This is a genomic window from Mycobacterium sp. IDUB_5, assembly GCF_055419565.1.
In genome coordinates this window covers 644,354-656,731 of sequence record NZ_JBVAXX010000003.1, presented here as the reverse complement: position 1 = coordinate 656,731, position 12,378 = coordinate 644,354, and the positions used below count along the sequence as shown (strand labels likewise).

The following is a 12,378-nucleotide window of genomic DNA, read 5'->3' as shown; positions in this document are numbered from 1 at the left end:
TCAAGTCGTAAAGCCAACGGCGGAGTCCTGGCAGTCCCCCAGGGCACCTTCCGAAAGAGGTGCCCTGGGGCCGGATGATTACCTCACGTCGACGAACAGCACCCGGCCGACGGTTTCCAGGACGCGGCGGTCGCCCTGGGCGTCCCAGACGTATTCGCGGACAGGAGGTCCGGGTTGCACGGCCACCACTGACGCTTCGGACAGCGGTGTGCTGCTGAGGCGGTTGACGACGACGCGGTTGCCCTGCTCCTCCAGCTGGCCAATGGCGTCATGGGCGCTGCCCGCTCCGGCGGGCGCGGCCGCAGCGGGAGCAGCGGGAGCAGCCAGTCCCAAGACTGCGGCGGACAGTGCGGCGGCAGCTGCGGTAGCGAGGGTGAAATTCTTCATTGCGTACTCTTCTCTTTTCAGGTCCGATCCGTGCAGCGAATCGCGCGGCTCCGACTTGGTGGTGGGTCTTGTTCGTCTGACTGATTGGCGGCGACCGCGACGCCACTAGTCACGGAATGCATTGCGGTGTAACGCACATACCCCGGGTTGTTCCTCTTACTTGCCTTAAATTCATTTCAACGGCGCCATATGCAAGCTTGATCCCCAAATGAGGTGCCCTGTCAGTACCCGTATCTGTAAAGCACCTACGAATCGCTATCGCGGAAGCCGTGTTGGCGCCGATCACCAACTCAAGAAGGTCGCCCGCTGCCCGCAGCGGAGTTGTCGCCCCGACACGTCGCCGATTAGTCGATGCAGACCACCATGTCGGGGGCCGAGGAGGCCGCGGCGTCTCACGGGCCGCCGCCGTATTCGTCGGTTCTGCATCGTAGGTAGCACCAGCGACTAAGACCAGGAGCACCGCCGCGTGGGACGCGCATACACCAAACTCGGCGTCTGACTTTGCGCCTGGCGCCTGCTGCGGTGGCATCACAGTAACTTGTCGACGGATGGGCAGGTCGGTGACGCAGCGACCCGTGGCGTTGAACACGGCGTTGGCAATGGCTGCGGGGACGCCGACGGAGACGAGTTCAGCGAGACCCTTCACGCCCAATGGGTCAGTGATGAGGTCCTCGCCGGGAAGGAACTCCGCGTTTCGCCAGCGGCGAACATGCGTCCGTCGGTGACGGTGACTCGATCGGGACGCAGCCCAGAGAGCGGTGAACCCGGGTCGACGACCGCCGTGCGGATGAATCGGTCGCGCAGCATCGCAGCAGCGTTCATAACTCCAGAACCGACGCTGGCCATGGTCTGCGATCCGCCGTGGATAGGCGCCTGCGGCATCCGTCAGTCGCCGAGGGTGAACCGGACCCGCTGCATCGGTAACCCCAGCGCGTCGGCGGCCACCTGCGTCATCGACGTGTAGGTGCCTGGCCCCATGTCGCTAGCTCCGGTCGCCACGTCGGCGGTGCGGCTGCGAACGGCCGGACCCGCCAGGTCGTAGGGGTTCTCGTCGTGTGCAGTTCGACTTCCACGTCGAGAACACTGTCTGCACGGCGGCACCCCCCGGGATGCAATCCAACACCTGGCGATGTTCACCGCCGGGCCAATTGACCTAGCGATCCCGTCCCGGGAGAGCCAATTTGCGCCGCACAGGTCAACTGCTTCGATCCGCGACGGCCATGCGGCTCGCGCGACGACGCTGGTTCGTTCCCAAATCCGTTCACAACGTTCACAAACAAAATGGCCGCCAGTTTGCACTGGCGGCCATTCCCAGTGGTCAAAGACCACTGCTTTAGTAGCGGGGACAGTGTGGTGTTTCAGGACATCGGAATAGGGTGTCTCGCGACATCGGCATAGGCGTGTGGGCCAGTTTCGGCTGGTGTCGAAGGCTCGTCTGGTCATCACCGCTGTCCTCGTGGAGGGCCGCTCACAATCGCAGGTCGCCCGCGATTACGGCGTCTCCCAGAGCTGGATCTCGAGGCTGATCAAGCGCTATACCCTCGACGGCGACGCCGCGTTCGAACCCCGATCCCGGCGCCCCCACACCAGCCCAGGACGGCTCCCACAATCGACCATCGACCTCATCCTCGATCTACGTCGCACCCTCACCGGCAAAGGACTCGACGCCGGCCCCCACACCATCGCCTGGCACCTCGAACACCACCACCATCTACGCGTATCAACCGCGACAATCAGCCGCCATCTCACCCGCGCGGGCCTGGTCGAACCCACCCCACAGAAACGCCCGAAAAGCTCCTACATCCGCTTCGCCGCCACCCAACCCAACCAACGCTGGCAAGCCGACTTCACCCACTGGCGCCTCACACACGGTGTCGACACTGAAATCCTGTGCTGGCTCGACGACTGCTCCCGCCTAGCGATCTCTGTGACCGCCCACCGCCGCGTCACCGGCGCTATCGTCGTCGATGAATTCGCCAAAGCCGTTGCCCACCATGGCATCCCCTACTCCACACTGACTGATAACGGCATGGTGTTCACCACCCGCCTCGCCGGCGGCAAAGCCGGACGCAACGGCTTTGAAGCCGAACTCCACCGCCTCGGGGTCCACCAAATCAACTCCACCCCGCACCACCCCACCACCTGCGGGAAAGTGGAACGCTTCCACCAAACCCTCAAAAAGTGGCTCACCGGCCGACCCCGCGCCACCACCATCGCCGAACTGCAAACCCAACTCGATGCCTTCGTCGACGAATACAACCACCGCCGCCCGCACCGATCCCTGCCCCACCGAGCCACTCCAGCTGTGGTCTACACCAGCCGCCCCAAAGCCGACCCAGCAACCCGCATCGACACCCACAACCGCGTCCGCACCGACCGCGTCGACCAAGCAGGAGCCGTGACTCTGCGCGTCAACGGGCGGCTGCACCACATCGGCATCGGCCGCCACCACTACCGAACCCGCGTCCTCATCCTCGCCCAGGACCACCACATCACCGTCATCAACGCCGCCACCGGAGAAGTCCTGCGCGACTTCACACTCGACCCCACCAGGGACTACCAACCCACCGGCGCCCGCAAAGGCCCCAAACGGAAAAAACCGCGGACCTAAAGTAGGTCCGCGGCTATTCCGATGTCCTGCGACATCACATAGTAGCGGGGACAGGATTCGAACCTGCGACCTCTGGGTTATGAGCCCAGCGAGCTACCGAGCTGCTCCACCCCGCGACGGGTGAACGCTAGGTTACCGGGGTGGTCGGTAAGGCTCCAAATCGCCTGCTCATCGGCCCGAACGGACGGTGGGACACGGCTACGCCCGGATGACCTGGCCGGTCGCCAGCACGCCCGCCGGGTCGTAGCGGTCTGCCAGCGCCGCGAGCCAGTGCAGCGTGTCCTCGCTGTAGACCCGCGCCGCGCGGGCCTGGTCGTACGACGGCGCGAAGTTCGGCATCTGCCCGCCCGTCGACCACGGCGCGACGGCCGCAACCACCGCTGCGGCGTGCTCAGCGACCATCGCGACGATCTCGGGTGCGGCCACGCCGATCGTCGCCAAGCAGAACGCCGCGTCCCGATGACAGAACGCGCTGCGGTGCCGCGGTTCACGCGCCAACGCGCCGCCCAGCATCCGCAGTTCCACGATCGCCTGCGGCGAACCCGACCCGGGGCCCGCGACCGCGATCAGCGCGTCGACGGCTTCCGGCGTCAGCTCGGACAGCAGTGCATGGTTCTCGGTGACCGGCATCGGGTCCACCGGATCTGCATGCACCGCACCGATGGCCGCATACGGCATGACCCCGACGGTGTCCAGAAGCACAGGGGCAACCGCGCGCATCGGCGCCAACAGCCGCTCCCCCTCAGCCATGTCGCCGACCGCGGTGTACCGCACCGCCACCGTCATCGTGCCCGCCAAGGCTTCCGGCACACCCGGCAGCGGCGGCAACTGCTGAATCGCCAGCGACGTGTTCACCGACTCCGGCAGGTCGGCACTCCAGGCCGACCACGCATGCAGCACCGCACCCGCGTCTGCACCATCGAAAAAGACTGCTCCGCCGTAGAATTCGGCGATCGGCAGCAGATCGATCTCGACGGCCGTCGCGATGCCCAACGTCGCCTTGCCGCCGCGCAGACCCCAGAACAGGTCCGCGTTCTCCTCCGGCGTTGCGCGCAGCAGCCGGCCCTCGCCCGTCACCACGTCGAACGAGCGCACATGGTCCGACGACAACCCCACCGTGCGCACCAGCGGCCCGATCCCGCCGCCGGTGAGGAATCCCACGACACCCACGCCGGGCGCCGACCCGCACAGCGGCGCCAGCCCGTGGGGCGTCGCGGCGTCCAGCACGTCCTGCCACCGCGCACCCGCCTCGACACGGGCGGTGCGATTCAGCACGTCGACCGTGCAGTGTTTCATCGCCGCGGTCTGCACCAGGATCGTCGTCGACCCGACGCCGACGGCACCGTGTCCGGTCGCCTGCACTGTGACGGTGAATCCGTGCGCCGCGGCGAATCGCACGGTCGCGGCCACATCGGCGGGCGACGTCGCCAGCACCACCGCGGCTGGGGTCACCGGCGCTGCCACATTCCACGGCACACAGCGCTCGTAGCCGGGCTCGCCCGGCAGCGCGACATGGGTGGCGACATGGTCGCGCAGCGTGCGCAGCACGTCGTCGCGCGTCACGTCGGTGGTCATCGTCATCGGAGTCCTCTCGTCAAGCCCTGGTGGCACGATGAGCATCACCGACGGTGCTTGGCGACGGCTTGGACCACGGCACCAAGCGAAATCCAAGTGTCACTGTCAGCGCGCTCGCTGGCCTTGAGCGCGCGCTGAGTGCACGGGTGTCAGGGCGTGTCAGTGTGCAGACGCGCGCGCTCGCCGGACAGGAGTCTCGCGGATCTGGCGACGCCGTGCATGCCGGCGCGCTCGGCGTCGACGGCCAGGGCAGACGCTGCCTCCGACCGCTGCGCCGACTCTTCCATCAGCTCACACTCGAGCAGGCGGCACCGCAGCAGCGTGGGCACTCCCCCGGTCTGCTCGGCCAGCTCACGCGCCGTGGCCAGATCAGCCCGCGCCTTGTCAGCGTCACCGAGGGCGACATGGAGCCGGGCCGTCGCCAGCGCCACCGGACCGGCCAGGCCGACCTGTCCGATCACCGCGATGCGCTCCCGGTGCGGCGTCAGCTGCTCGAGGAGGCGTTCGGCGAATTCGTCGAGACCATGGTCGGCCGCCAGATGCGCGAGAAGGGTTTGATGCCCCAGCGTGGTCCAGATATGGCCCCGGTCGGCGGTGTCAGACCATTCGCCGAGCATGGCCGTCGCCTCCATGCGCACGCCCGGGGTCGGCGTCATGGTCAGAAGCGCCGCGCGGACCACACCGACCATGCCCTGCCCGCCGGTCTTGGTGTCGGCCCGCAGATCAGCCCAACTCGGGTCCAGCGCTTCGCCGGTCTCACGGAGTAGCGACGCCGAGGCCAGCAGTCCGCTGCCGGCCTCGTACAGCTCGGTCTGCTCGTGCACGTGCGCTGCGGTGGCGTGGTGGCGCTGCGCCTCGGCGAAGTCACCGGTCCACATCGCCAGCACCGCCTCCATCCAGCGCAGCTGGGCGCGCAGCACCGGCAGCCGCAACTCCTCGCTGCCCGCGATGCCCGCGCGCAGATGCGCCCGGGTGCCCGCGATGTCCCCCAGGTACATCGCCGCCATCGTCGCCACCGAGTGGGCTATCACCGCATCCTCGCGAGAGCGACTGTGCCGCAACCCTTTCAGCTGCTGCACCCACGTCAGGATCTGCTCGCTGAGCGAACTCACACCGGAGTAGGTGATCAGCCGGCCGATGAGCACGTCGGCCAGAACGTCAATGTCACCGGTCTGTTCGGCCACCTCCTCGGCGCGCTGCAGCAGATCGGTGGCCACCCCCGGGTCCGGGTGGTAGCAGTGTCCGACGGCCAGCGCCGGCAGCACCCGCGCCGCCGCAGCCGGGTCGTCACCCGCCAGCGAAGCCGCCTGCGACAGCAGACCCAACAGCTCACCGGGATCACGCCCCGGCGCCAGCCACGGCCACCCGCCGCTGGCCCGCAACAGCGCGCTCGCCACCCGGCCCGCCGTCGCCGCACGCCCCGCCCGCACGGCCTCGCCGAGAGACCGCTGCACGCTGTCGAGCACCAATTGCCCTCGCCCGGCACGCGAATGTGCTTCCAGCAGTTCGACGGTCAGCGCGTCACGCTCGGTGTCGTCACGCGCCGACGCAGGCAGCCGGTCGTAGGCGTCCAGCGCTGCCTGCCACCACCGCGCGGCGATGTCCGAACTCCATTGTGCCGTCGCCTGTTCGGCCGCCAATCGGCAGGCCCGCACGACGACCGCCGGCTCCACCAGTGGCTGCGCGGCGATCAGATGCTGCGCCCGCCGGGTGGGTGCGTCGGGTTCGGAACTGTCGGCCAGGACGTCGGCGACCTTGGCGTGCAACCGTTGTCGACGCAAGGCAGGGATTCCGGCAAGCAATTGATCGCGCAGCAGGCCGTGGGCGAACTCGTAACCATCGGTGGTGTGCGCCGCGATGACGATGCGCTCGTCGGCCGCCTCGTCGAGGTGGTCGGCGAGCGTGTCGAGGTCCAGCCCTGTTGCCGCGGCGAGCACCGGGACCGCGGAGGCGTCGATCACGTCGCCGATCACCGCGGCGGTACGCAGTACAGCTATCACGGCCGGGTCGAGAGCCGCGAGCCTGCGGTCGAGCACCGACCGCACGGCCCGGGGGATCTCGTTGGCCGCCCGCTCATCCCGCGGCAACCGTGCATACTCGGAGACGAAAAAGGGATTGCCGCCCGTGCGGGCGGCGAGCTCGGCGGCCTCGTCGGCCGTGACGGGATCCTCGGCCACCACATTGGCCAGCGCCGCAACGTCTTCCGACGACAACGCGGGAACCGCGATGTGTCGGTTGTCATCGCCGCGCGCCACCGTGCTCAGCAGCCGCGCCACTTCCGCGGCGTGCTCACCGTCACGCACGGTCAGCACCACCAGCACGCGACGATCCCGCAGCGCGCTGGCGATGTAGGCCAGGCAGCTCGCCGACGCGGTGTCGGCCCACTGCACGTCGTCGACCACGACGGTCAACTGTCGCGGCGCATCTTCCAGGAGCGACTGAACCCGCTCGTAGACAAGGAATCTCGCGGTGTCCGGGTCGGCGTGCGGAGGGACCCGCAGCGCGTCGTCCGGGTCGGCGCCCAGCGCGCGCACCAGCTGACGCATCGGCCACCACGGCGGAGTGGCACGCTCGTCGGGGCAGTTGACCCACACCACCTCACCACCGCCGGCCGCAGCCATCGCGCCGACCTCTTCGGCCAACCGCGTCTTGCCGATCCCCGGCGGGCCCGAGAGCACCAGCCACCGCGTCGCGCCCGCCGCCACCCGGGACAGCATCTCACCCGCGCGGGACAGTTCCCGACGCCGACCCACCAGCGGTGACCGGGCGGGCACCTCGGTGGGCGGCGCAGCGTCATGGGTGGCCGGTGCGGGTACCGGAATCGTCGCTGCGCCGGTCCATTCCGCGGGGCGCGGCCAGCCCGCCAGCTCCGGCGCCTGACGCAACACCGCGGTCTGCAGCTCCCGCAGCTCGCGTCCCGGCTCCAACCCCAGCTCGTCGTCGAGGCGCTGGGCGTGGCGCGCATACGTGTCCAGCGCGTCGGCGGTACGTCCGGCCCTGTACAGCGCGAGCATCTGCAGCCGGCATCCACGATCGGCGAACGGGTCCAGAGTCCGCAGAGCCGCCGACTCGGTCACCGCAGCCCCCACCCTGCCGAGCGCGAGCAGCGCGACCACCCTGTTGGCGATGCACTCGATCCGCGTTTCGGCGAACCGTGCGGCCTCATCGCGCAGCCACGGTGCGTCGGCCATGTCGTCGAGCAGGTTGCCGCGGATCAGCCCCAGTGCGGAATCAGCGGCCGCGGCCGCCGTCTCCCAGTCCTCTGCCTCGATCGCGGCACCGGCCCGGTGGCAGGCACCCGTGAAGACCGCGAGGTCGATGCTGTTCGGATCGACGTCGAGGACGTACCCGGGGGGACGACGCACGATCGGCTGCGACACTGAGGCGGCCATCTGCGTCTCGGCCGACCCGCCACGCAGAGCCCGCCGGAGGTTCGAGACATAGGCCTGCAGGCTCGCCGTCGCACTGGCCGGGACATCATCTCCCCACACCGCGTCGACGAGCCGGTCCACCGAGACCACCCGGCCTGCGGCCAGCGCCAGCATCGCCAGGACCACCCGTTGCTTGGGTGGACCGATGTCCACCGGGGTGTTCCCGTCGGCCACCTCGAGGGGGCCGAGCAACCGATACTGCACCGGCCCAGTGGTTACGGGGCCGACTTGTATTCGCTCACCGCGTCGTCGAGGCGTTGCAGCGCCTCGCCGTACCTCGCGAAATCACCACTGCGCTGCGCCTCCTGGAGTGCGTCCAGGGCGGTGTTGACCTGTTCCAGCGCAGCCGATTTCGCCGCGGAGAGCTGCGTCGGGCCGGTGGGCGGCACGGCCACCGGGACCTCCGGCCGGTTCTGCGGAGCCTGACCCGGCTGATTGGGCGGCGCGGCGGCCGGTGGCTGACCCGTCTGCGGGCGCGTCTGTGGTTGTGCCGCGGGGCTGTCCCCCGTCGGTGCCGGACCTGTGGCGGTGGCGTCGGCACCCGGACCGAACAGATCGGTCAGGGCGTCACGCACCGTCGGGCCGTAGCCGATCTTGTCGTTGTACATCATCGCCACACGAATCAGACGCGGGTAGGACGACGCTGCATCGCTGGCACCCGGCGAGGCGTACACCGGTGCCACATAGAGCAATCCGCCCTGCCCCAGAGGCAGCGTCAACAGATTGCCCCACCTGATGCGGTTCTGGTTGTCGCGGCCGATGACACCCAGGTCCTGGCTGACCGCGGTGTCGGTACTGATCGCGTTGAACGCCAGCTTCGGGCCGTTCACCTGACCCGGAATCGTCAGCACCGTGATCTTGCCGTACGTGTCGGGATCGGAACTGGCGCTGATGTAAGCCGCCAGGAAGTCACGTCGGAACCGGTTCATCGCACTCGTCAACTGGAACGATGTCGAATTATTGTTCTCAGCAAGGTTTTTCGCGACGATGTAATACGGCGGCTGGTAACTGCTCGCGGTCGGGTTCGGATCGAGAGGCACGTCCCAGAAGTCCGACGTCGAGAAGAACGTCACCGGATCGTCGACGTGGTACTTGGCGAGCAGCGCCCGCTGCACCTTGAACAGGTCCTCGGGGTAGCGCAGGTGCTCCTGCAGTTCCGGACTGATCTCACTCTTCGGCTTGATCGTGCCCGGGAAGACCTTCTCCCACGCCTGCAGCACCGGATCGGACTCGTCCTGCGCGTACAGCGTGACCGTGCCGTCGTAGGCGTCGACGGTGGCCTTGACCGAGTTGCGGATGTAGGACACCTGCTTGTCCGGCTGCAGCCGGTTCAGCGCCACCTCGTTGGAGTCGGTGGTCAGCGAGGACAGCGACGTCAACTCCGAATACGGGTAGTTGTCCAACGTGGTGTAGCCGTCGACGATCCACACCATCCGCTTGTTGACGATCGCCGGGTAGGTCGCGGTGTCGGTGGTCAGCCACGGCGCGACAGCCTTGACGCGCTCGGACGGATCGCGCTTGAACAGGATCTTGCTGTTGTTGTTGATGACGTTGGAGAACAGGAAGTTCCGTTCGGCGAACTTCGCGGCGAACACGCTGCGGTTGAACCAGTTCCCCAGCGGCACGCCGCCGGCACCGGTGTAGGTGTAGTTGCGCGTGTCGGTGTTGGTCTCGTAGTCGTACTCGCGGTCGGCGCCGTTCTTGCCGACGATCGCGTAGTCGTCCGCGGTGCTGGCGATCACCGGGCCGAAGTAGATCCGCGGCTGATCCAGCGGTGCCGGTCCGGGCGAGACCACCTCACCGTTGGCGCCGACCACGCTGGCGAGGAACTCCGGGTAGCCGCCGTTCTGGTTGGGGTCATTGGCCACGCCGCGCACCGTGTTGGCCGGTGACGCGATGAAGCCGTTGCCGTGGGTGAACACGGTGTGCCGGTTGATCCAGTCGCGCTGGTTGTCGATCAACCGGTCCGGATTGAGCTCGCGGGCGGCCACCACGTAGTCCCGCAGGTTGCCGTCGGCATCGGGATAGCGGTCCATGTTGAGCTGATCGGAGAAGAAGTAGAAGTTCTTGCCCTGCTGGAACTGCGTGAACGCCGGGGCGACGATGTTCGGGTCCAGCACGCGGATGTTGGACGTCGTGGCGCGGTCGGCCGCGACCTGCTGCGCGGTGGCCGGTGCGTTACCCGGGTAGTCGCGGTAGGTGACCGTGTCCTCCTGCAGGCCGTACGCCTGCCGGGTGGCCGCGATACTGCGACTGATGTATTCGCTTTCCTTCTGTGCGGCATTGGGCCGCACGCTGATCTGCTCGACCACCAGCGGCCAGCCCGCGCCCACGATCAGAGACGACAGCAGCAGCAGCACCACGCCGATCGCCGGGATACGCAGATCTCTCAGCACGATCGCGGAGAACACCGCGGCGGCACAGATCACCGCGATCGCCATCAGGATCAGCTTGGCGGGCAGCACCGCGTTGATGTCGGTGTAGCCGGCCCCGGTGAAGGGTTTACCGCCGCGGGTGTGGCTGAGCAGCTCGTAGCGGTCGAACCAGTAGGCCACCGCCTTGAGGAGCATCAGGACGCCGATCAGCGTGATCAGCTGGATGCGCGCCGCGCGGGACAGTGCGCCGGTGCGGCCCGACAGTCGAATCCCGCCGAACAGGTAGTGCCCCAACAGGTTCGCGATGAAAGCCAGGAAGGTCGCGACGAACAGGTAGGACAGCACCAGCCGGTAGAACGGCAGGTCGAACGCATAGAAACCGAGGTCGATGCCGAACTGCGGATCGGCGACCCCGAACGCGCCGCCGTGCAGGAACAGCTGAACCTGCTCCCAGTAGCTCTGCGCGACGAAGCCCGACAGCAGACCGATGAACGCGGGCACCCCGAAACCGATGAGACGCAGGCGCGACATCACCGCGGTGCGATACCGCGCGATCGGATCGTTGGGGCCCGCCGTCGGCACGAACACCGGGCGGGTGCGGTAGGCCAGCGCCAGCGCGGCGAACACGACCGCGCCGATCACCAACCCGACCACCAGGAAGATGAGCAGACGAGTGACGATCTGCGTGGTGAACACCGACCGGTAGCCGAGTTCGCCGAACCAGAGCCAGTCGACGTAGGCGTCGACCAGCCGGGGCCCGATCAGCAACAGCAGGACAACCACCAGAGAGATGGCGATCAGAATCCTGCTTCGCCGCGTCAGCTTCGGCATTCGCGCGGCCGGCCGCATACTCACTCGACTACTCCACTCTCGGATGTTCCCAGCGTTTGTCCAGTCACTCTACTGATCGAGATCATCGACCCGTCTCAGCAACGAGGAGGTTCGCCACCAGCGGAAAGCGTCCGCAGCCCGTCGATGGCATGGGTCAGGGTGTCCACCTTGATCAGCTCGATGCCCTTCTCGTCAGCAGACGTCGCCTCGTCGCAGTTGTCGGCGGGCACCAGGAAGACCGACGCGCCGGCATCCTTGGCCGCGGTGATCTTGTGCGTGATGCCGCCGATGGGGCCGACCTCGCCGTCGCCGGTGATGGTGCCGGTGCCCGCCACGAACTTCCCGTCGTTGAGGTCACCGGTCGTCAGTTTGTCGACCACCGCAAGGCTGAACATCAAGCCCGCAGACGGTCCGCCGATGTTGGCCAGGTTGAAGTCGATGGAAAACGGGGCCCACGGCGCGTCGAGCACATTGACCCCGAGGACACCGTGCGGACGGTCCGGCCGCGAGCCCAGCGTGATCTCGGCGATGCCGGCAGGCTCGTTCTTGCGCCGGTAGTCCACGACGACCTTCTGCCCCGGTTTGGTCGCCTGCACGATCTTGCTGAACTCCTCGAGGTTGGCCACCGGAGTGTTGTTCACCGCGTCGATCGCGTCGCCGGCCTGCAGCTTGCCCTTCGACGGACCCTTCTCGTCGATGCTCTGCACGGTGATCGCCATCGGGTACTTCAGGTAGGACAGCGCGGCGTACTCGGCGCTGTCCTCGGAGTTCCGGAAATCGGTGGTGTTCGCCTCGTCGATCTCCTCGCGCGACTTGTCGGGCGGATAGACGAGTTCGCGCGGGATCAACTGATCGCGACCCGAGGCCCAGAAGATCAACGCCTGCCCCAGTGTCAGCCCGTCCATCTGCGAGACCGTGGTCATGTTGAGGTGCCCGCTGGTGGGCTTGACGTCGGTTCCCTCGATGTCGACGACTTCCTTGCCGTCCACCTCGCCGAGCGTGTTGAACGTCGGCCCGGGCCCGAGCGCGACGTAGGGCACCGTCACCGTCGTCGCGAGCACACCGAACGCGATGATCGGCACGAGCGCCACGATCAAGGTGGCAATCCGCCTGTTCACGCCGTTCACAGTAGAGGCCACCGGCAGGTTCACTCTCAGCGTGACCCGCG

Annotated in this window: 7 protein-coding genes and 1 tRNA gene; 1 reads left to right on the top strand and 7 read right to left on the bottom strand. The window is 67.6% G+C overall.

All coding sequences use genetic code 11. The features are described from left to right. Positions 1–78 precede the first annotated feature (78 nt). Both ACZY1G_RS12395 and ACZY1G_RS12390 read right to left on the bottom strand, forming a co-directional pair. The gene (locus ACZY1G_RS12395) at positions 79–387 is read right to left on the bottom strand and encodes a hypothetical protein (protein WP_463822527.1); all 309 of its coding nucleotides are present in this window, start codon (positions 385–387) and stop codon (positions 79–81) included. A gap of 885 nt (positions 388–1,272) precedes the next feature. Beyond that, the gene (locus tag ACZY1G_RS12390) at positions 1,273–1,386 is read right to left on the bottom strand and encodes a molybdopterin cofactor-binding domain-containing protein (RefSeq protein ID WP_463822526.1); all 114 of its coding nucleotides are present in this window, start codon (positions 1,384–1,386) and stop codon (positions 1,273–1,275) included. Positions 1,387–1,807: 421 nt separating this feature from the next. On the opposite strand from ACZY1G_RS12390, the gene ACZY1G_RS12385 reads away from it, so the two are divergent. After that, entirely contained in the window at positions 1,808–2,998 is a 1,191-nt protein-coding gene (locus ACZY1G_RS12385) for an IS481 family transposase (protein WP_463822525.1), read from the top strand. Between the two features lie 42 nt (positions 2,999–3,040). Here the strand turns inward: ACZY1G_RS12385 and ACZY1G_RS12380 are convergent. The 5 genes from ACZY1G_RS12380 to ACZY1G_RS12360 form a co-directional block, all read right to left on the bottom strand. Beyond that, positions 3,041–3,114: transfer RNA gene (locus tag ACZY1G_RS12380), tRNA-Met, on the bottom strand. An 82-nt stretch (positions 3,115–3,196) separates the two neighbouring features. Continuing rightward, a complete protein-coding gene (locus ACZY1G_RS12375; protein ID WP_463814577.1) occupies positions 3,197–4,579 on the bottom strand; it encodes an FAD-binding oxidoreductase in 1,383 nt (460 codons plus the stop codon). A 143-nt stretch (positions 4,580–4,722) separates the two neighbouring features. After that, positions 4,723–8,208: a BTAD domain-containing putative transcriptional regulator gene (locus ACZY1G_RS12370; RefSeq protein ID WP_463822524.1), complete on the bottom strand. Its 3,486-nt coding sequence runs from the start codon at positions 8,206–8,208 to the stop codon at positions 4,723–4,725. Positions 8,209–8,219: 11 nt separating this feature from the next. After that, the gene (locus ACZY1G_RS12365; RefSeq protein WP_463814575.1) at positions 8,220–11,234 is read right to left on the bottom strand and encodes a UPF0182 family protein; all 3,015 of its coding nucleotides are present in this window, start codon (positions 11,232–11,234) and stop codon (positions 8,220–8,222) included. Between the two features lie 71 nt (positions 11,235–11,305). Further along, positions 11,306–12,328, bottom strand: coding sequence for a YlbL family protein (locus tag ACZY1G_RS12360; RefSeq protein ID WP_463822523.1), 1,023 nt, complete (start codon positions 12,326–12,328; stop codon positions 11,306–11,308). Positions 12,329–12,378: the final 50 nt, after the last annotated feature.

Coding starts and splice junctions, on each gene's coding strand:
- ACZY1G_RS12395 (WP_463822527.1), bottom strand. CDS start 387: ATGAAGAATTTCACCCTCGCTACCGCAGCTGCCGCCGCACTGTCCGCC.
- ACZY1G_RS12375 (WP_463814577.1), bottom strand. CDS start 4,579: ATGACGATGACCACCGACGTGACGCGCGACGACGTGCTGCGCACGCTG.